The 20,267-nt window shown below is 55.3% G+C and carries 17 protein-coding genes; all 17 read left to right on the top strand.

The window, feature by feature from the left end:
• Positions 1 to 117: 117 nt before the first annotated feature.
• The 17 genes from lepA to KIH86_RS15180 all read left to right on the top strand — a co-directional run bounded on the left by lepA (position 118) and on the right by KIH86_RS15180 (position 20,062).
• Positions 118 to 1,932 carry a translation elongation factor 4 gene (gene lepA, locus KIH86_RS15260; RefSeq protein ID WP_223083872.1) on the top strand — a complete coding sequence of 605 codons (1,815 nt, stop codon included), beginning with the start codon at positions 118 to 120 and terminating at the stop codon, positions 1,930 to 1,932.
• A gap of 199 nt (positions 1,933 to 2,131) precedes the next feature.
• Positions 2,132 to 3,313 (top strand): radical SAM family heme chaperone HemW, encoded by a 1,182-nt coding sequence (gene hemW / locus KIH86_RS15255; protein ID WP_223083871.1) that lies wholly within the window; start codon positions 2,132 to 2,134, stop codon positions 3,311 to 3,313.
• 91 nt (positions 3,314 to 3,404) lie between these two features.
• A complete protein-coding gene (locus tag KIH86_RS15250; RefSeq protein WP_268964170.1) occupies positions 3,405 to 3,908 on the top strand; it encodes an N-acetyltransferase in 504 nt (167 codons plus the stop codon).
• A gap of 188 nt (positions 3,909 to 4,096) precedes the next feature.
• Entirely contained in the window at positions 4,097 to 6,751 is a 2,655-nt protein-coding gene (locus tag KIH86_RS15245; protein ID WP_223083870.1) for a cation-translocating P-type ATPase, read from the top strand.
• Between the two features lie 219 nt (positions 6,752 to 6,970).
• Positions 6,971 to 8,002, top strand: a complete 1,032-nt coding sequence (gene hrcA, locus KIH86_RS15240; protein ID WP_223083869.1) for a heat-inducible transcriptional repressor HrcA — start codon at positions 6,971 to 6,973, stop codon at positions 8,000 to 8,002.
• 48 nt (positions 8,003 to 8,050) lie between these two features.
• Entirely contained in the window at positions 8,051 to 8,626 is a 576-nt protein-coding gene (gene grpE, locus KIH86_RS15235; protein ID WP_223083868.1) for a nucleotide exchange factor GrpE, read from the top strand.
• Between the two features lie 207 nt (positions 8,627 to 8,833).
• Positions 8,834 to 10,678 carry a molecular chaperone DnaK gene (dnaK, locus tag KIH86_RS15230; protein ID WP_223083867.1) on the top strand — a complete coding sequence of 615 codons (1,845 nt, stop codon included), beginning with the start codon at positions 8,834 to 8,836 and terminating at the stop codon, positions 10,676 to 10,678.
• A gap of 118 nt (positions 10,679 to 10,796) precedes the next feature.
• A complete protein-coding gene (gene dnaJ, locus KIH86_RS15225) occupies positions 10,797 to 11,918 on the top strand; it encodes a molecular chaperone DnaJ (protein WP_223083866.1) in 1,122 nt (373 codons plus the stop codon).
• A gap of 258 nt (positions 11,919 to 12,176) precedes the next feature.
• Positions 12,177 to 12,842, top strand: a complete 666-nt coding sequence (locus KIH86_RS15220; protein WP_223083865.1) for a GntR family transcriptional regulator — start codon at positions 12,177 to 12,179, stop codon at positions 12,840 to 12,842.
• An 80-nt stretch (positions 12,843 to 12,922) separates the two neighbouring features.
• Entirely contained in the window at positions 12,923 to 14,272 is a 1,350-nt protein-coding gene (locus KIH86_RS15215) for an extracellular solute-binding protein (protein ID WP_223083864.1), read from the top strand.
• A gap of 65 nt (positions 14,273 to 14,337) precedes the next feature.
• On the top strand, positions 14,338 to 15,237 hold the full coding sequence (locus KIH86_RS15210) for a carbohydrate ABC transporter permease (RefSeq protein ID WP_223083863.1): 900 nt from the start codon (positions 14,338 to 14,340) through the stop codon (positions 15,235 to 15,237).
• Entirely contained in the window at positions 15,237 to 16,106 is an 870-nt protein-coding gene (locus KIH86_RS15205; RefSeq protein WP_223083862.1) for a carbohydrate ABC transporter permease, read from the top strand. The genes KIH86_RS15210 and KIH86_RS15205 overlap by 1 nt, the downstream gene beginning before the upstream one ends.
• 117 nt (positions 16,107 to 16,223) lie before the next feature.
• Entirely contained in the window at positions 16,224 to 17,267 is a 1,044-nt protein-coding gene (locus KIH86_RS15200) for a DUF6282 family protein (protein ID WP_223083861.1), read from the top strand.
• 46 nt (positions 17,268 to 17,313) lie between these two features.
• Entirely contained in the window at positions 17,314 to 18,714 is a 1,401-nt protein-coding gene (gene allB, locus KIH86_RS15195; RefSeq protein ID WP_223083860.1) for an allantoinase AllB, read from the top strand.
• 158 nt (positions 18,715 to 18,872) lie between these two features.
• The gene (locus KIH86_RS15190; protein WP_223083859.1) at positions 18,873 to 19,298 is read left to right on the top strand and encodes a PucR family transcriptional regulator; all 426 of its coding nucleotides are present in this window, start codon (positions 18,873 to 18,875) and stop codon (positions 19,296 to 19,298) included.
• A gap of 185 nt (positions 19,299 to 19,483) precedes the next feature.
• Entirely contained in the window at positions 19,484 to 19,840 is a 357-nt protein-coding gene (locus tag KIH86_RS15185; protein WP_223083858.1) for a hypothetical protein, read from the top strand.
• Positions 19,841 to 19,882: 42 nt separating this feature from the next.
• On the top strand, positions 19,883 to 20,062 hold the full coding sequence (locus tag KIH86_RS15180; protein WP_223083857.1) for a YfhD family protein: 180 nt from the start codon (positions 19,883 to 19,885) through the stop codon (positions 20,060 to 20,062).
• Positions 20,063 to 20,267 lie beyond the last annotated feature (205 nt).

Raw genomic sequence — 20,267 nt, 5'->3', positions numbered from 1 at the left:
CGCCGAGCCGAAGACATGACGCCAATTAAAAAAACCTCCGCTCCCGCCGGATTGCTGGTGGGAGCTTGTACTGCTATAATAAAGTGATTAACATCAGGCTGTCTGTGGGGGTAAGGAATGACTGACGTTCAGAAACGACAAGAAAACATCCGCAATTTCTCGATAATTGCACATATAGACCATGGCAAGTCAACGCTTGCCGACCGGATTCTGGAATACACCGGGGCGCTGAGTTCCCGTGAGATGCAGGATCAGGTGCTCGATCAGATGGATCTGGAGCGAGAGCGCGGCATTACGATCAAGCTGCAGGCGGTCCGGCTGTCTTACCGGGCGGACGACGGCGAAGAGTATTTGCTGAACCTGATCGATACGCCGGGACACGTCGACTTCACCTATGAGGTGTCGCGCAGCCTTGCGGCCTGCGAAGGCGCACTGCTCGTCGTCGACGCCGCCCAGGGCATCGAGGCCCAGACGCTGGCCAACGTCTATCTGGCGCTGGACAACAATCTGGAGATTCTGCCGGTCATCAACAAGATCGACCTTCCGAGCGCTGATCCCGAGCGGGTGAAGCAGGAGATCGAGGATGTTATCGGACTGGACACCAGCGAGGCGGTGCTGGCCTCCGCGAAGGCGGGCATCGGCATCAAGGAGATTCTGGAGCAGGTGGTCAAGCAGGTTCCGCCGCCGACCGGCGATCCCGATCAGCCGCTCAAGGCGCTGATCTTCGACTCCCACTACGATCCTTATAAAGGCGTTATCGTCTATGTCCGCGTTGTGGACGGCAGCATCCGGGCCGGCTCGAAGATCAAGATGATGGCGACCGACAAAACCTTTGAGGTTATTGAGGTCGGGGCCTTCATGCCGCGCATGAGCATCGTGAACGAGCTTAACGTTGGCGACGTAGGCTTCATCGTGGCTGGGATCAAACATGTCGGGGATACCCGGGTCGGCGATACCGTGACGGATGCGAAACATCCGACCGCCGAGCCGCTGCCCGGCTACCGCAAGATCAATCCGATGGTCTACTGCGGTCTGTATCCGATCGAGACCTCGGATTACAACGATCTGCGTGAAGCGCTGGAGAAGCTGCAGCTGAATGACGCTTCCCTGAGCTTCGAGCCCGAGACGTCGAGCGCACTTGGCTTCGGCTTTCGCTGCGGCTTCCTCGGACTGCTGCATATGGAGATCATTCAGGAGCGGATCGAGCGCGAGTTCAATCTTCCGCTGATCACGACGGCGCCTAGCGTTATCTACCGTATCAAGCTGACGAACGGAGAAATGATTGAGATCGATAACCCGTCTAACTATCCAGAGGTCGGCAAAATCGACTACGTCGAGGAGCCGTACGTCAAAGCGGGCATTATCGTGCCGAACGACTTCGTAGGCACGGTGATGGAGCTGTGCCAGAACAAGCGCGGCGAATTCGTCAACATGGAGTATCTCGATTCGAACCGGGTTACGATTACGTACGAAATTCCGCTGTCCGAAATCGTCTATGACTTCTTCGATCAGCTGAAATCCGGTACGAAGGGCTATGCCTCCTTCGATTACGAGCTGTCGGGCTACCGGCAGTCTAATCTCGTGAAGATGGACATTCTGCTGAACGGCGAGCAGGTTGACGCCCTGTCGTTCATCGTGCACCGCGACCGCGCATACAACCGCGGACGCATCATCTGCGAGAAGCTGCGCGGCATTATCCCGCGCCAGATGTTCGAGGTGCCGATTCAGGCATCCGTCGGCACGAAGGTCGTCGCCCGCGAGACCGTCAAGGCGATGCGCAAGAACGTGCTTGCCAAGTGCTACGGCGGCGACATTTCGCGTAAGCGGAAGCTGCTGGAGAAGCAGAAGGAAGGCAAGAAGCGCATGAAGCAGGTCGGCAGCGTCGAGGTGCCGCAGGAAGCGTTCATGGCGGTGCTCAAGATCGACGAGTAGCATGTAGATTGATGCGGACCCCACATGCAAGCGGGGCCGGCCGCAGTCTGAAGCCGGGTATTCCGGCATGAAGGCTTTAAGCAAGATCCGAAGTTGCCTGCACATGCCGGCGTTAATATCGCAGCTTATTCCAGGGAAGCCGCCAGCGGCTTCCCTTTTCAAAATTATGGACCTGATCTATCTCAAGGAGGACAGCTAGATGACAACTCATACAGACCGCGCGGGCGCTCGTCCGCCTGAAGCGGTATATATTCATATTCCGTTCTGCACGAATAAATGTTTCTACTGCGATTTTAATTCCTATGTGCTGAAGGACCAGCCGGTCATGGATTATCTCCGCGCACTTGACCGTGAGATGGAGCTGACGGTCCTGGAGAATCCGCCTGGCGAGATCAAGACCATTTTTGTCGGAGGCGGAACGCCGACGGTGCTGAAGCCGGATGAGATGGCTTTTTTCCTGAAGTCGGTGAAGAGGCATTTTCTCAATTGGTCTGAGGATATTGAATTCTCGATGGAGGCCAATCCCGGCACAACCGATCCCGAGAAGCTGGCTGTGATGAGAGAAGGCGGCGTCAACCGGGTCAGCTTCGGCGTGCAGGCGTTTCAGAACGAGCTGCTGAGCGGAATCGGCCGGATTCACAATACGGATGATGTGTACCGCAGTCTGGAGAATGCCCGGGCCGCCGGGTTTGACAATCTGTCGATCGACCTCATGTTCGGTCTGCCGAACCAGACGGTCGATATGCTGGCAGGCAGCGTAAAGGCTGCACTCGCTCTCGGACTTCCTCATTATTCGATCTACAGCTTGAAGGTGGAAGAAAATACGCTGTTCCATACGCTGTACAATCGCAATCAGCTGCCGCTCCCAAACGAGGAGGACGAACTGGCGATGTACCTGCTGCTGATGGACTCCATGAGTGAAGCGGGATATGAGCAGTATGAAATCAGCAACTTCGCCAAGCCGGGGATGGGCAGCCGGCACAATATAACCTACTGGCGGAACGAGGATTATTACGGGCTCGGAGCGGGAGCTCACGGGTATGTCCAGCGGATGCGGCATATGAATGTAAAAGGCGTTAACGCCTACGTCGACGCGATCAAGAACGGACTGCCCCGCCTGCATACGACCCCGGTAACCCGGGAAGAAGCGATGGAGGATTTCATGATGGTGGGCCTCCGGGTGCTGGAGGGCGTGCAGACCGGGGCTTTCCGGGACCAATTCGGCGTGGCGATGGAGGATATTTTCGGACAGCAGCTGCATAAGATGACGAGTGCCGGACTCCTTGAGAAGGAAGGAGCCGTATATCGGCTCAGCCGCCAGGGTATTTTGTTCGGGAACGACGTGTTTGGGGAATTTGTAGGCGTGTTAACGGAAGTTTGATTTACAATGCTAATTTTTTAAATAAACGCTTGAATCCTCATTCACGATGATGTATATTTATTCATAGTTATTTGATGGAGGAGTGAAGACAGTGATAACCAAGTCGCAACCCAAACCCGTAGAGACCGAGTCCGCCACGGCCATCGTGTGCAGAAAGGCTATTCTGGAGGACGTTGAACCGCTGGCCCAGATGATCGAGGAGTATGCTGAGCGCGGGATTATGCTGCCCCGTTCACGCAAGGTGCTGGAACGGCAGATCGATCAGTTCGTTGTTGCGGAGATCGACGGTAGGGTAGTTGGCTGCGGGTCGCTGTGCCGTCTGGGCACCGATCTGGTTGAAATTCGCTCTCTCGGCCTCCGGGATGAATGCAAGCGCATGGGCATCGGCTCCATGATTGTGGAGGAGCTGATCAAGGAAGCGCAGCATCAACAGATTCCGAAGATTATGGCGCTGACGTATGCAGTGAACTTTTTCGTGAAGAACGGCTTCTCCGTGGTTGATAAGGAAGTGTTCCCTGAGAAGGTGTGGACGGACTGCGTGAGCTGCTCCAAGCAGAATGCATGCGACGAAATCGCCGTATTGAAAATGATCTAAATGAATGGATGAATACAGCCGCTTGTCCGTTAGTGAATGCTGACGGCGCAAGCGGTTTTTTGCATTTAGCTTTTTCACAGGATCGTGGATCTTTTCATTTGGCCTGATGCTCTCCGATGGGTAATAACATGTAGAAAGGACACCCTATGCTTCAAGAGGGGAAGAGATAGCGAATGGAGGAGGATGGAATGGACTTTTACCGAAGGAGCACAGTGGAAGTGCTTGAACAGGTGGAGAGCGGCGGCGGCGGACTGCCTGATGGGGAAGCCCGCGCCAGACTGGAGAGGGATGGCTATAATGAGCTGAAGGGAAGGGAGCGCGTCCCGGTCTGGAAGCTGTTTCTGGATAATTTCAAGGACCCGCTCGTAATCGTGCTGCTGGTGGCCGCCGCCGTACAGGCTGTGCTCGGACATCTGGTTGAAACCTTGATTATCGTCTTCGTCCTGGTGCTGAACGCGGTGATCAGCGTCGTGCAGACCCAGAAGGCGGAGAGCTCGCTGGATGCCTTGAAGCAGCTGGCGGCCCCTGAGGCCAAAGCCGTCCGCGACGGTGAAACCGTGCGGATTCCGGCGCGTGAGCTGGTGAAGGGCGATGTGGTTATTCTGGAGGCCGGTGACTATGTGCCTGCGGACGGACGTGTGCTCACAAGCGAAAGCCTCAAGGCGGAGGAAGGCATGCTCACCGGGGAGTCGGAGGCCGCAGAGAAGCAGTCCGGCGTTATTAAGGAGGAGGTTCCTCTCGGAGACCGGAGCAATATGGTGTTCAGCGGCTCGCTTATCGTCTATGGGCGTGGGAGCTTTGTGGTGACCGGAACCGGAGGAAATACCGAGATCGGGAAGATCGCCGGTCTGATCGAAACTGCGGAAGCGAAGGCTACCCCTCTACAGCGCAAGCTGGAGAGCTTCGGAAAAAGACTCGGCCTCGTCATCCTGGTGCTGTGCATCCTGATCTTCGGCATCGAAGCGCTGCGGGCATGGTTGTCGAGAGGCGAAGCCGATATGACAGCCGGTATACTGGACGCATTGATGTTCGCCGTGGCGGTCGCCGTCGCCGCTATTCCGGAAGCCTTGTCCTCGATCGTAACGATCGTTCTGTCGGTCGGCACGAACCAGATGGCGAAGCAGCATGCGATCATCCGCAGACTGCCTGCCGTGGAGTCGCTCGGTTCCGCCAGCGTCATCTGTACCGATAAGACCGGCACCTTGACCCAGAATAAAATGACGGTGGTGGATTATTATCTGCCCCGTGCCGAAAGAGAACTGTTTCCCGAGAATCACAAGGAATGGTCAACCGGCGAGCGGCGACTGCTGCATATCGCTGTTCTCTGCAACGACTCTCATATTAATGAAGAGGGAAAAGCGCTCGGCGATCCGACAGAGGTCGCGCTGATCGCTTTCAGCAGCAGCAAGAACAAGGATTACCGGGAAATCCGCGACAGCTTCCCGCGGGAAGCGGAGATCCCGTTTGACTCCGACCGGAAGCTGATGTCAACCGTACACACCTTCGACGGTCAACGGGCTTTGTTGACCAAAGGCGGACCTGATGTCCTGTTCGGACGATGCGACTACGTGCTGCTGAACGGAGATACCGTACCGCTGACCGAGGAGCTGCGGGCGGAGTTCATGCAGGCCAATGAGGAGTTCTCGGAGCATGCCCTGCGTGTACTGGCCTATGCCTACAAGCCAATCGAAGACAAGACCGTTGGAACCGGAGATGAACAGCATCTCATCCTGGTCGGCTTGACAGCGATGATCGATCCTCCGCGCGAGGAGGTATACGATTCGATTGCGGATGCTAATAAAGCCGGCATCCGGACGATCATGATTACCGGCGACCACAAGACCACCGCGCAAGCCATCGGGCGGGATATCGGCCTCATGTCGGAGCATGATGTTGCGGTTACCGGCAGGGAACTGGACGGAATGTCCGATCAGGAGCTTGAGCGCAGGCTTGATTCGATCGGCGTCTACGCCCGGGTATCTCCCGAGAACAAGATCCGCATTGTCCGGGCCTGGCAGAATCGAGGCGCCATAACGGCGATGACGGGAGACGGCGTGAACGACGCTCCGGCTCTCAAGCAGGCCGATATCGGTGTAGCTATGGGCAGCGGAACGGATGTTGCCAAGGATTCGGCGGCGATGATCTTAACCGATGACAACTTCGTATCGATAGTCAAAGCGGTTGGTGTCGGGCGTACCGTTTTTGACAACATCAAGAAGGCCATTGCCTATCTGTTCGCCGGGAACCTGGGGGCGATTATCGCCATTCTGGTCGCGCTTGTCCTGAATTGGATCAATCCCTTTACGGCAATTCAGCTTCTCTTCATTAATCTCGTCAACGATTCGCTGCCCGCCATCGCTCTGGGGATGGAGAAAGCTGAGCCGGATGTGATGCGGCGCAAGCCGCGCGATATTAAAGAAGGCATCTTCGCCGGAGGGACGCTCCGGGTTGTCATCGTGCGCGGACTGCTGATCGGCGGAGCGGTGATCGTCTCCCAGTATATCGGCATGCGCCATTCCGAGGAAATGAGCGTCGCTATGGCGTTCTCCACGCTCATTCTGGCCCGGACGCTTCAGACTTTCGCAGCCCGCTCCAACTCGCAGACGGCGTTTCAGGCAGGCTTCTTCACCAACCGGTATGTAGCCTGGGCGGTTATACTGTGCCTATGTCTGTACGGGTTCACCGTTCTGCCGGGCGTGCGCCGCTTCTTCTCCATACCGGACCAGTTCGGGCTTGAGCATGGTCTCACAGCTGCGGGTCTCGCTCTGGCGGCTGTTATTCTGATGGAGCTGATCAAGTTCGCGGGAAATGCCGCGCGGCGCGCCAAGGCCATGACATCCTGAAGATTCCGGTACGGTTATGTTCCCGTTTCGAGCTAATCATACGTCCGGCGTCCGCGGAGGGCGCCGACGTTTCTTTCATGAGGCCTGCAAAATCATCCCGGATTGCCTGCCCGCTCACTTGACAATGCTCCCGCGCTTTTGGTATTTTTGTAATAGTGGTTAGCACTCAACTGAGACGAGTGCTAACGAACATCTTTGCAGCGGTTAGGAGGGGACATTATGTTAAGCGAACGCCAGAGAATGATACTGAATGCCATCGTGGACGATTATATTCGTTCGGCCGAGCCGGTTGGGTCGCGCAGCATTTCCAAGCGCGGCGATGTCAAGTACAGTCCCGCGACCATTCGCAACGAAATGGCCGATCTGGAGGAGCTAGGCTTCCTGGAACAACCGCATACTTCGGCAGGGCGTATACCTTCGCATAAAGGCTACCGCTATTATGTGGACCACCTGGTTCCGTGGAATAACCTGGACCTCGGCGAGACGAAGACGATCCGCGCCTTTTTCGCCGAGAAGCTGAACGCCATGGAGCAGCTGATCCAGCATGCGGCCCTGATTCTATCCAATATGACGAATTACACTTCCATCCTTCTGGGACCGGAGGTTTTTCATACTTCCCTGCGGCATTTTCAACTGCTGCCGCTGGACGACCGCACCGCGGTCGCGATTATTGTCACCAGCACCGGCCAGGTTGAGAACCGGAAAGTAAACATTCCTCCGGAAATTTCCGTCTCCGAAATGGAGAAGGTGGTCAACCTGCTCAACAGCAAACTGATCGGCGTGCCGCTCTACAAGCTGAAGAGCCGTCTATATTCGGAGCTGGGGCAGGAGATGCAGCGTCATATCTCGCACTATGAGGAACTGATGCAGATGCTGGATATGGCATTCGATAGCGATTCGGAGCCGCGCGTCTATCTCAGCGGTGCGACCAATATGCTGATCCAGCCGGAATTCAAGGACGTCGAGAAGGTTAAGGATATTCTTGATCTGCTGGAGGAGACGCCGACTCTGCTCAAGATGCTCGATCCCGCCGCCTACGGCAGCGGCATCCAGGTGCGTATCGGCACCGAGAACAAGCATGAAGCTTTTGCGGACTGTAGCCTGATCACCGCGACGTATTCCATTGACGGCGAAGCGGTCGGCAGCATAGGGATTCTGGGCCCAACCCGGATGGAGTACGCGAGAGTCATGAGAATTCTGGGCGTTTTGTCCCGAGATTTGACAGAGCTGCTGGGACATTGGTATAAGTGAGATTAGTGCATACCGATTGCCGTCAGCATTTTAAGGAGGTGAACAGACTTGAAAGAGGAACAGGTTCAAGATTCGGGCGTGAACGAAGAAGTAAACGAAGAAACCGCCATTAATGAGGAGAGCGCGGCCGATCAGGCCGAAGCTGCCGTTAATAACGATAACGAGACCGCCGGAGCCGATGAGATCAAGCGGCTGCAGGAGCTTGCCGACGAATATCAGGCGCGCGTCCTGCGTGTACAGGCCGACTACGACAACTTCCGGCGGCGCACCCAGAAAGAGAAGGAAGATCTGGCGCAGTACGCTACCTCCAAGCTGGTGACGGAGCTGCTGCCGGTGCTGGACAACTTCGAACGGGCGCTGGCTACGGCTCCGGCCGGAGAGGAAGGCGACGCGTTCACGAAAGGCGTGAATATGATCTTCCGCCAGCTTGAAGGGGCGTTGAAATCCGAAGGGCTTACTCCCATGGAGACGGTTGGACAACCGTTCAATCCGGAATTCCACCAGGCGATCATGCAGGTGGAGAGCGATGAGCATGAGGAAGGCATCGTGACGGAAGAAGTGCAGAAGGGCTACATGCTCAAGAGCAAAGTGCTTCGCCCAGCCATGGTCAAAGTCAGCATGTAAGACTGCTTACCTGCAAACAATCAGATCGCCGGAGCTATCCGGCGATATTGATGTGTGAAAGCGAAGGCTTTCGAAGCTGTTTTTTGCTGAAGCCATTGCCAAGCAGTATCTCATAAATAAAAACTTGGTCCATGCTTTCGGAGCGAGTTCTGCTGAAGCTATTGCCAAGCAGTATCCCACCACCAAACTTTTAGGAGGTTTACCAAAGTGAGCAAAGTTATCGGTATCGACCTTGGAACCACGAACTCTTGCGTGGCCGTAATGGAAGGCGGCGAAGCCGTCGTTATCCCTAACCCCGAGGGAGCACGCACAACCCCATCGGTTGTAGGCTTCAAGAAGGACGGCGAGCGCATCGTCGGCGAAACGGCAAAGCGCCAGGCCATCACGAACCCGGATCGCACAATCATCTCAATCAAGCGTCATATGGGCACCAATCATAAAGAAAATATCGACGGCAAAGAGTACTCCCCGCAGGAAATTTCGGCGATGATTCTGCAGAAGCTGAAATCCGACGCGGAAGCTTATCTCGGCCAGCCGGTTACCCAGGCGGTTATTACGGTTCCGGCATATTTTAACGACAGCCAGCGCCAGGCAACCAAGGACGCAGGCAAAATCGCCGGTCTCGACGTTCTCCGTATCGTCAACGAGCCTACGGCTGCCGCGCTTGCCTATGGTCTGGAGAAATCCGAAGACCAGACGATTCTGGTCTATGACCTTGGCGGCGGTACATTCGACGTATCCATCCTGGAATTGGGCGACGGCTTCTTCGAAGTTAAGGCAACCAGCGGTGACAACCGTCTGGGCGGCGATGACTTCGACCAGAAGGTCATCGACTTCCTCGTTGCCGAGTTCAAGAAAGAACAGGGCATCGATCTCAGCAAGGACAAGGCGGCTGTACAGCGTCTGAAGGACGCAGCCGAGAAAGCGAAGAAAGAGCTGTCCGGCGTACTGACGACAACCGTCTCCCTGCCATTCATCACCGTTGTTGACGGCGTGCCGCAGCACTTGGAAGTTAACCTTACCCGCGCGAAGTTCGAAGAACTGACTGCCGATCTCGTAGAGCGCACGCTGGGACCGACTCGCCAGGCGCTGAGCGACGCGGGCATGACGCCTGCCGATCTCGACAAGATCGTACTGGTCGGCGGTTCGACCCGTATTCCTGCTGTACAGGAAGCGATCAAGAAGCTGACCGGCAAAGAGCCTCACAAAGGCGTTAACCCGGACGAAGTCGTAGCGCTGGGCGCCGCCGTTCAGGCTGGCGTACTGACAGGCGACGTCAAGGACGTCGTGCTGCTTGACGTAACTCCGCTGTCCCTCGGTATCGAGACGGCAGGCGGCGTATTCACAAAGATGATCGACCGCAACACGACGATCCCGACAAGCAAATCGCAGGTGTTCTCCACGTTCGCGGACAACCAGCCGAGCGTTGAGATTCACGTCCTGCAGGGCGAACGCCAGATGGCCAACGGCAACAAGACGCTGGGACGCTTCATGCTGAGCGACATTCCGCCGGCTCCGCGCGGCGTACCGCAGATTGAAGTTAGCTTCGACATCGATGCCAACGGTATCGTTAACGTATCCGCCACCGACAAGGGCACTGGCAAGAGCCAGAAGATCACAATCACTTCCTCCGGGGGCTTAAGTGATTCCGATATCGAGCAGATGATGAAGGACGCCGAGCTGCATGCGGAAGAAGACCGCAAGCGCAAGGACCTGGTCGAAGCGAAGAACAACGCCGACCAGCTCGTATACTCCACCGACAAGGTTATCAAGGATTTGGGCGACAAGGTTGACGCTTCCGAGATCGAGAAGGCGAACCAGGCCAAGGACAAAGTCAAGGCCGCGCTGGAAACCGACAATCTCGACGAGATCAACGCGGCTACAGCCGAGCTGACCGAAATCTTACAGCAGCTGTCTGTGAAGCTGTATGAACAGGCTGCCCAGGCTCAACAGGGAGCCGAAGGCGCGGCTGACGCCGGCGCAGGCGCCGCTAAGGACAATGTAGTCGATGCGGATTACGAAGTGGTTGACGACGAGAAGAATCAAGGATAAAGTTAAACGACAAGGCAGTGCTTAGGGAAGGTCAAAACCGGGTCATCCCGCGTTTTGGCTTTCCTTTTAATATGTATAAGGGAAATGGATATTTCGTTCCCGTACGGAGGTGAAGGCAGTGGCAGACAAGCGCGATTATTACGAGGTGCTCGGCGTTGGCAAGGACGCGTCGGACGATGAGGTCAAGAAGGCGTACCGAAAGCTCGCCCGGCAGTATCATCCCGACGTGAACAAGGCCAGCGACGCCGAGGCCAAGTTTAAGGAAGTGAAGGAAGCCTATGACGTGCTGAGTGATCCGCAGGCACGGGCAAGATATGACCAGTACGGACATATCGACCCGAACCAGGGAATGGGCGGCGGCTTCGGCGGCGGCGGAGATTTCGGCGGTCTTGGCGATATTTTCGACATGTTCTTCGGCGGCGGCGGACGGCGCGATCCCAACGCTCCGCAGCGCGGCAATGATTTGCAGTATACGATGACCATTGAATTTAAGGAAGCGGTGTTCGGAAAAGAGAGCGACATCACGATTCCGCGCACCGAGACTTGCGACACCTGCTTCGGTTCCGGGGCGAAGCCCGGAACGAAGCCGACCGTCTGCTCTGTCTGTCATGGTAGCGGCCAGCAGGAAGTCGTGCAGAATACGCCGCTTGGCCGGATGGTGAACCGCAGACCGTGCTCCAACTGTAACGGCACTGGTAAAATCATCAAAGAGAAGTGCTCGACCTGCTCCGGTCAGGGCCGGGTCAAGAAGCAGCGGAAGATCCATGTCCGCATTCCGGCGGGCGTAGACGACGGCGCGCAGCTGCGCATGAACGGGGAAGGCGAAGGCGGCCTGCGCGGCGGTCCTTCCGGCGACCTGTACATCGTGATCCGCGTCAAGCCGCATGATTTCTTCATCCGGGAGAACGACGACATTCTGTGCGAGGTTCCGCTGACCTTCGCCCAGGCGGCGCTCGGGGACGAAATCGAAATTCCAACCTTGACCGAGAAGGTCAAGCTGAAGATTCCTTCCGGCACCCAGACCGGCACGTTCTTCCGTCTGAAGGGCAAAGGCGTTCCGCATCTTCGCGGCCCTGGCACAGGCGATCAGCATGTCCGGGTGATCGTCGTAACGCCGAGCAAGCTGAGCGAGGAACAGAAGGATCTGCTGCGCCAGTTCGCGTCCTTTGACGGCGAGAACACGCATGAGCAGGGACAGTCTTTCTTCGACCGGATGAAGCGGGCGTTCCGCGGGGATTGAAGAACGGGATCAAGGCAATATGCAAGCATATGAGGACCAGAAAGCGTATGAGGCGCTGGATGGTTCTCTTTTTTTGACTACTTGTGTTATATATATGTTAGATATGTGCTGAAAAAAGGGGGATTCTGTCGATTTATTGTGCATGTTGCTGAAAACATGGCAGAATTATTGACGTGATTCAGGGTTCAACTTATTATGGGTGTAAGCAATGAATGATGATTAAGCAAATATGCTGATTCGTGAAATGGAGTGTTGTCGATGACCAAACGAAAGGAGATGGAGATTTACAGAGACATCAAGCTGGCCATAACCCAGCATAAATTGCTGCCCAATATGCAGTTGGTGGAAGAAGCCCTGGCAGATGCGTTTCAAGTCAGCCGCACACCGATCCGGAATGTGCTGAGACGGCTGGCAATGGAGAAGCTTGTGACGGTCATTCCTTACCGGGGAGCCTTCGTATCTTGTCCAAGCGTGGAAGAAGCCAGGGAAGTTTTTGAGATGAGAAGGGTCATTGAAGCGGCAATGGTGCGCAAGCTGTGCGAGATCGTCCAGCCTGAACAGATGGCGCCGCTGAAAATGCTGCTGAAGGAAGAACATCAGGCCAGCCAGGCCGGCGATGTTATGGGTGCATTGGATGTCACTGTGGATTTTCATTTGAAGCTGGCAGAACTGGCGGATAACTATTACTACTATCATTTTCTAGAGGAACTGATTTCACTTACATCGGTCATAATCGCCCTGTACGGCACAGACCAGAGCTTCTGTCATGATCATGAAGAACTTATTGAAGTGGTGATCAGCAAAGACGGCGAGCGGGCTGCGCAGGTAATGACCGAACATTTGAAGCAGATTGAGTACTCGCTGGATTTTACGGAGAACACCTCCAATGTATTAAATTTGAAGGATATTTTTCAGCATCATTAACCTTTTTTTATGCCTAATATTGTATCCAATCTGGGATTCAAAAATGATTTTTTTAACAATATACAAAGAGGAGTGGGATAATGAAGGCTTGGTCATCCGTGTTAGGTCTATTGGCTCTTTCGTCGCTGGCTATGAGCGGTTGTGGGAATTCTGCCGAGGGCAATGAGGCCACCGGCAGCGGTAACGGCGGGGAAGATAAAATCACCATTACGTTGATGCACCGGTATCAGGAATCCAATATTGGCAAAAGTCCCGAGGATACGGCGGTACTGGACGGCTTGAAACGTTTCAAGGAAGACTATCCGAATGTCCAGGTGGTTGAAGAGCAATTGCAGAATGATGATTATTCGATCAAGGCTCAATCGCTTGCCGCAGCGGACGATATGCCGGATGTGTTCATTGTCCCGGGCTCATGGATGACCAATTTCGTCGATAATGGCATCGTGCTTCCGCTTAACGACGAACTGGACAAGCATCCGGAATGGAGAGACGGGTATAGACCGGGAACGCTGGATGCGGGCACGAGAGACGGAAAGATTTACGGTATTCCAATCGCGGCGGGGCCGACGCATTTGATCTATTACAATGCCGATATATTTTCCAAAGTGGGGTATGATCATTTCCCCAAGACCTGGGATGAGCTGATGGATGCCGGGCAGAAGCTGAAGGATAAGGGAATCAATCTGTTCTCCTACGGTGACAAGTCCAAGGGATATGCACTGTCCAGCTGGATCAGCGCTCTGAGTGACCGGGTGAACGGACCCAAATGGACGGAGTCGATTCTGAGCGGAGGCGGGGCGAAGTTCACCGATCCCGGCTTCGTCAAGGCGATCTCCATCATGTCCGAGTTGGCTAAGGGCGGCTATATGAACAAGGATTTGAATTCCGTCGATACCGACACGATGATCAACTATTATTTTGAGGGCCGTTCGGCGGCGTTCATCAGCGGTATCTGGTCGGCTATGAATGTCGTAAACAACGCTCCCGAAGCGGTTGCTTCTGCCACTCATGTCGCTGTTTTCCCGGGAGTGGATGGGGGACTTGGCAATCCGTTAAGCTCCTCCGGCGGAGCGGGCGTCTACTACAGCGTGAACGCAAACATTCAGCAGGGAGAGAAGCTGGAGGCCATCGACAAGATGCTTGAATATATGACCGGTTCAAAAAGCGCCAAGCTCATGGCTGAAGTCGGCGGCTTTCCGGCATATAACCCCGGCGATTTCGACACCGCCAAGCTGGCTCCGGTAGCGCTTGAAGCCTATAAGGCCAGTGCGGCGGCGGACGCTACCAAAATATTTGATTTATGGTTTGACGCCTCCATCGTCGAGGTGATCAACACGGATATTCAAGGGGTCATGGCCGGGTCCATGACGCCGGAGCAGATGGCTGAGGATACCCAGCGGGCATATGAAACCTTTTTATCGAAATCATAGATTGCAGGCAAGCGGGAAGGCCGCCGAACCGGCGGCTCTTCCTAAAGGATACAGGAGGTGAAAGCATGGGCAAGGCGCTTCGTCCGTCAAGATGGCTTCTGCTGGCATATCTGATTCCCGGGCTGGCGATCTACTCTTTCGTGGTCCTGGTTCCCATAACCTCCGCTTTTCGGTACAGCTTCTACTCATGGACAGGCGGACCGAAAATGCGGTATATCGGCTGGGATAATTACCTGGAAATTCTGAACGACGGCGTGTTCTGGAAATCTTTTGTGAACAATGTGCTTATGACGGTATACGGCCTGATCGGCCAGGTGGGGCTTGCATTCATATTCGCTCTGCTGCTGATGTCCAAGCTGGTCAAGATGAAGAAGCTGCACCGGACGGTGAGTTTTTTTCCTTCCACGCTGGCGCCGGTCATTATCGCCTTTCTCTGGATGTTGATTTACAACTACAACTACGGATTGCTGAACAGCATGCTGAAGGGGCTTGGTCTGGAGCGTTTGGTGCAATCTTGGCTCGATTTGTCGGGGCCAATCGTACTGCTGGTGTCCATTCCCCTTGCCTGGCAAAATATCGGCTTCTTCACTCTGCTGATGCTGGCGGGGCTGTCCTCCATCAACAAGGAGGTGCTTGAGGTCGCCGAGCTTGACGGAGCAACCGGTATCCGCAAAGCGCGCTATGTCATTATTCCGCTTGCCAAGCCGACGCTGCTCGTCGCTTCGCTGCTCTGCATCGCCAACAATATGCGCGGCTTCGAGCATGTGTATGCGCTGACCGGCGGCGGGCCGGGGAACTCCTCGACAGTTATGGCCTTGTATGCGTATCAGACCTCCTTCCTGCGGTTCCGCTACGGTTACGGCTCCGCGCTGGCGATCTCCATTATGGCGCTGACGCTGCTGATTATTCTGCTGTGCATGCTGACGATGCAGCGAAGAGCAAGTCGTACGGGAGGCGAGTCGTGATGGAATTGAAAATGGAATTGGAGCTTGAACGCAGCAGACGGAGGATTGCGGTCAACAAGACCCAAGTGGCGGTCAACGCGGTGATGTTTCTGTTCACGATCAGCTGCATTTTTCCGCTGCTGTGGCTGATCTATTCATCCTTAAAGACGCAGCCGGAATTTGCCAACAGCATTATGGCGCTGCCGCGGACTCTGCATTTTGAAAATTATGCGGAAGCCATCAAGCTGACCCATATGTTCCAGCTGGCGTGGAACAGCGCGCGGGTAACGGTCATTTCCGTGATCGGCATCGTGTTCATCTCGTTCGTCACAGGCTATATTACAGCCCGGCTTGATTTCAAGGGGAAGAGGCTGATGGTCGTCTATTATTTGTTCGGCCTGCTCGTTCCGATCCACGCCCTGCTGGTTCCGGTCTATCTGCTGTTCAAAAATACGGGCCTGGCGGATCAATGGTACACGCTGATTATCCCCTATATCGCGTTCAATTTGTCGGTGCCGATCATGCTGGTCAACGGTTATATCACGGCGATTCCCAGAGAGATTGAAGAGGCGTCGGCAATTGACGGACTTGGCTTCAGCGGCACCATGTTCAAAATCATTATGCCGATCGCCGTGCCGGTGCTGACGACCGTCGCCATCCTGCAATTTTTCGCCTGCTGGAATGAATTCTCGTTCGCGCTCGTGCTCCTGAAGGACGAATCGCTCCGAACGGTTCCGCTGGGCATGTCGTACTTCAAATCACAGTACAGCACCAATTATCCGCAGCTGATGGCGGGGATGGTCCTGTCGATGCTGCCTGTTACCCTATTGTATTTCACGTTCAGTTCCCGCATTATCTCCAGCGTCATGGCCGGCTCCGTAAAGGGATAAGCGCCGGCGCCGCCGGAGGCTTCAAGAGTAACGCCAGCCGGACTTTACGCGGACGGCTGCGGCTTGCGTAATTCGCTGCATACCAAATACACGAATGATTGGAAGGGGAAATAACCAATGATCAATCAGGAACAACCGATAGAGAGAGTGCCGGACCGCTCCAAGTGGAAGGAATCGTTCTACCGCCGGTCCATGGAGCTGCCGGATGAACTGCTGATCGGAGCGATCGACAGCCATGTTCATGCGGGTCCCGTATTGAACTCCAATCCGGGTCATCTGGACCCGATTCAGGTTGCCCAGGAAGCGGCGGCTGCCGGCATGAAGAGCATTGTCTATTACGATGTGTTCGGATGGGCTTCGGGAATGGCCTGGGTTGTGAACCGGCATGTTCCGGGAATCCATACGTATGGCGGCTATTTAATGAATTCCTGTCATGGCGGAATGAACCCGCGTTCTGTCAAAACCGCGCTGCATATGGAAGAAGGCTGCCGGTTCATCAGCTTCGGCTCGCATTGCACCCGGTATTCGGCTGAGCGCGAATCCACACTGATCGACGGGAAGCTTGTGCCGTTCAAGGACGTCTACCCCAAATTTGCCGAGAAGGAGCTGCCTGTGGCTACATCGATTCCGCTGGAGGGACCGGTATCGGAGGAACTGGACGAAATCCTGTCCCTGGTCGCGGAGCATCCGGAGGTCTATCTGAACACAGGCCATGTCTCGGTAGCGGAGGCATTGCGTCTTCTGGATTTGGCCCAGCAGTACGGGATTGCCAAGGTGCTGATCGCGCATCCCGTGCGGGCGAGAATGACCGTCGAACAGCAGAAGGATGCAGCGGCCAGGGGAGCGTTCCTGGAGGCGTGCCTCGTGGATTGGCTGTATCCCGATGTTCCCCGGACGCACTATTATGTGGAAAAAGAATACATGGACATGGGAGCCGAGCTGGGAAGAACCACCAACGCAACCGCCTGGATGAGAACGATCCGTGAAGTCGGCATTGACCGGTTCGTGCTGGGGACCGATTATGGCATCCGCGCGGCTTCCACGCCCGTCCAGGCGATGCGGACGATGGTGGCGACCATGCTGGATTACCAGTTCAGCCCGGATGATATTTACCATATGATTGCTGTCAACCCGGCGAAGCTGATCGGTATCGAGGATTAGAAGAGACAGGCGGCAATTCGGAGCCGCTGCCGGAAGGGAGAGGAACATGAAGGATGGAATGGCGTTTGATCTTGTCGTAATCGGCGGTCAGGTTGTTATGGAGGATCGGGTGGAACGAAAGGATATCGGCATCCGTGATGGGAAAATAGTTGAGATTTCCGGCAGCGTCGAGCGTCTCGGGGCACAGATCATCGACGCCGACGGCTTGACGGTCATGCCGGGCATGATCGATGCCCATGTTCACTTCAATGAACCGGGACTAGGGCATTGGGAAGGCTTCCGAACCGGCTCCGCCGCGCTGGCCGCCGGCGGGGGAACCATGTATTTTGATATGCCGCTGAACGGAATTCCCCCGACGGTCACACTCGAAGCCCTGCGGCAGAAGCGGCACTGCGCCGAAGGCGCCTCTTATACGGACTATGCCTTTTGGGGAGGGCTGATGCCGGGTTATCTGAATGAACTGCCGCTGCTCGCGGAAGCGGGAGTTATCGGCTTCAAGGCATTCATGTCCAGTCCGGGAGACGAGCATAAGGATGCCTTTCGGCGCACGGACGACGATACCCTGCTGGAAGGAATGAAGCGAATCGCCGAGCTCGGCAAGGTGCTGGCGCTTCATGCCGAGCATGAGCCTATGGTTGCGGCTCTGACGGCGCAGGCGATGGCCGCGGGCAAGAGCGGAGCGGACGATTACACCGCCTCCCGCCCGGCGGAAGCCGAAGTCGAAGCGGTGGAGACCGCGCTGCGCTTCGGGGAGCTGAGCGGCTGCAAGCTCCATTTTGTTCACATCAGCAGCGAAGAGGCAGCGGCCCGCATCATGCAGGCCAGACGGCAGGGGCTGGATGTGACATTTGAGACCTGTGCCCATTACCTTGCGCTGACCGACCGGGACCTGGAGAGACTGGGGGCGGTTGCCAAATGCGCGCCGCCTCTGCGGAGCGGGGAAGAGCAGGCGCTGCTGTGGAAATGCCTGGAGCGCGGGTGGATCGACTTCGTAACCTCGGATCATTCCCCCTGTCCGCCGGAGCTTAAGAACCATAGCAATATGTTCCGGGCATGGGGAGGCATCTCCGGTGTTCAGAACACGATGGAGCTGCTCGTGGACGAAGGACATCTGAAGCGCGGAATACCGCTGCCCCAGATTGGCCGCCTGTTGGCCGAGGCTCCGGCCCGGCGGTTCGGGCTGTATCCCGATAAAGGAAGCATCCGGATTGGAGCGGATGCCGATTTGGCGCTGCTGGATTTGAACAGGTCTTATACACTTGCTGCCGGCGATCTGCTGCAGCGTCACAAACATTCTCCATACCTGAACCGCACAATAGGCTGCAAGGTCAAGCGCACGCTGCTGCGGGGCAGGGTCATCTATTCGGAGGCTGCCGGAATCGTGGGAGACAGCGCCGGAGAGGAATACAGCGGGAGTATTTTCACAGAGGCGGATCATTCATTATAAGCTGCGGCGTAAGAAGATGGCATAGATCAGAGGCAGTTCTTGGGACAGGTTGTACGTGATTTAACCTAATCTAGCCTGATCTTAGCCCCGAATATTGACCATCGGTGTTAGGAAACGCTTCCGCCTTGCAAATCAACGAATGAGGAGGTGCTTGTTACATGAATGCTCAATCAGGTCATCCTCCGGATATTGATATGGATTTATTGTTTATTTGCGGCGAGGTTCCGGTCGATCGTATGGAATGCTACGTCGAGGGCTGCCTGGGAAGCCTGCTGTCCGGGCAATCGCCGGATGCGGAAATTCTGCTGCATACTCTGGAGACCTACGTGGCCTGTGAAGGCCGGCTTAATGAAATGTCCAGAAGGCTGTACATCCACCGCAATACGGCGGCATACCGGATCGAAAAGCTGGAAAAATTGCTCGGGATGCCGCTGAAGCCAATGGAAAGCCTGCTGCGACTGAAGCTCGCTTTTCTGTTCCGGCAAATGCTGTCGGAGCGGGAGCAAAGGCTGCGGATAAGCGCGCGTCCTAGTCCTACGGTCAGCGCCAGACAGCAAAAACCGCTTGATACGAAGGTTATATAGGTTTACAAAAGTAATTCCCTTCCCGTTGGTGCTTCCCTGGAAGGGGATTACTTTGGATGCTTCAGAGGATATGGGATTGCCGGTATGGGATGGATAGATTGGCGGTACAGTGAGCATTCTAGGAGTTAGTAGTCGGAAGGCATGGAAACCGACCGCCAGTCATTCATAAAAGGAGACGAAGGCATATGGCTGAAAAAAGCATACTCGCCTATTTCAAAAGTCCCGAGGAGGCGGAAAGCGTCTCCCGCAAGCTTCTGTCGCTCCGGGTCTCCGATATGTCCATTGATACCTTCAGCCGCTATGGGGGAGGAACGATGAGCGCCAATTCTCCGGCGAATGGATTGATATCGTCGCTCGGGATGGCCGCAACGGGGCATCCCGACTCAGGCGTCATGGCCGCTGCCGATCCGAGCGCGAGCGGTCTAAGCCACGGCGGAGCCGGCGGTCCGACAGGACGGAATGTGCTCCTGACCGTCGTGATCGACGAGTCGACCTTTCATCAGGCGCTGTCGATCATCGAGGAAGCCGGCGGCATGATCTAACTGCCTAATCAATTAAAGACAGCGAAAAGGGGTCCGGATATCATGGTCAGAAACTCTAAAGTATTGTCCAAAAATGAGAAGATGAAGAAGCTGCTTGGCGCGAAGAATGAGGATGTCGAATTCTCCGGGGCGGAAGCCGACGCCGACGATATGGAAGCCGTTGCGCGCTCCCAGGCGGCAGACCGCAGACAGCTGCATGAGATCATCGAGGAAGAAGAATAAATTTACTGCGCATGCCGCCATCCAGCTCTTCGAGACCTGTCCCTGGAAAGGAACGGGTCTTTTTTATATTCAATAGCTTTACAAATAGAAAAAAAATGATATCATCGTTTATGAATGAACCATTCATTCATAAACGGAGGGTTGAGTATGGAAAATAATAAGATGCAGAGAAGGTACGATTTAGATTGGATTCGTGCAATTGTTG

It is taken from the genome of Paenibacillus sinensis, from assembly GCF_019904155.1.
Classification (GTDB): domain Bacteria; phylum Bacillota; class Bacilli; order Paenibacillales; family Paenibacillaceae; genus Paenibacillus_AQ; species Paenibacillus_AQ sinensis.
The sequence above is the reverse complement of the archived record's forward strand: the minus strand, read 5'-3'. Positions and strand labels throughout refer to the sequence as shown.

What these genes read in the sequence shown, in the direction of transcription:
- hemW (WP_223083871.1), top strand. Translation starts at nt 2,132, where the DNA reads ATGACAACTCATACAGACCGCGCGGGCGCTCGTCCGCCTGAAGCGGTA.
- KIH86_RS15180 (WP_223083857.1), top strand. Translation starts at nt 19,883, where the DNA reads ATGGTCAGAAACTCTAAAGTATTGTCCAAAAATGAGAAGATGAAGAAG.
- allB (WP_223083860.1), top strand. Translation starts at nt 17,314, where the DNA reads ATGAAGGATGGAATGGCGTTTGATCTTGTCGTAATCGGCGGTCAGGTT.
- KIH86_RS15185 (WP_223083858.1), top strand. Translation starts at nt 19,484, where the DNA reads ATGGCTGAAAAAAGCATACTCGCCTATTTCAAAAGTCCCGAGGAGGCG.
- KIH86_RS15210 (WP_223083863.1), top strand. Translation starts at nt 14,338, where the DNA reads ATGGGCAAGGCGCTTCGTCCGTCAAGATGGCTTCTGCTGGCATATCTG.
- KIH86_RS15245 (WP_223083870.1), top strand. Translation starts at nt 4,097, where the DNA reads ATGGACTTTTACCGAAGGAGCACAGTGGAAGTGCTTGAACAGGTGGAG.
- KIH86_RS15190 (WP_223083859.1), top strand. Translation starts at nt 18,873, where the DNA reads ATGAATGCTCAATCAGGTCATCCTCCGGATATTGATATGGATTTATTG.
- lepA (WP_223083872.1), top strand. Translation starts at nt 118, where the DNA reads ATGACTGACGTTCAGAAACGACAAGAAAACATCCGCAATTTCTCGATA.
- KIH86_RS15205 (WP_223083862.1), top strand. Translation starts at nt 15,237, where the DNA reads ATGGAATTGAAAATGGAATTGGAGCTTGAACGCAGCAGACGGAGGATT.
- KIH86_RS15220 (WP_223083865.1), top strand. Translation starts at nt 12,177, where the DNA reads ATGACCAAACGAAAGGAGATGGAGATTTACAGAGACATCAAGCTGGCC.
- KIH86_RS15200 (WP_223083861.1), top strand. Translation starts at nt 16,224, where the DNA reads ATGATCAATCAGGAACAACCGATAGAGAGAGTGCCGGACCGCTCCAAG.
- KIH86_RS15215 (WP_223083864.1), top strand. Translation starts at nt 12,923, where the DNA reads ATGAAGGCTTGGTCATCCGTGTTAGGTCTATTGGCTCTTTCGTCGCTG.
- hrcA (WP_223083869.1), top strand. Translation starts at nt 6,971, where the DNA reads ATGTTAAGCGAACGCCAGAGAATGATACTGAATGCCATCGTGGACGAT.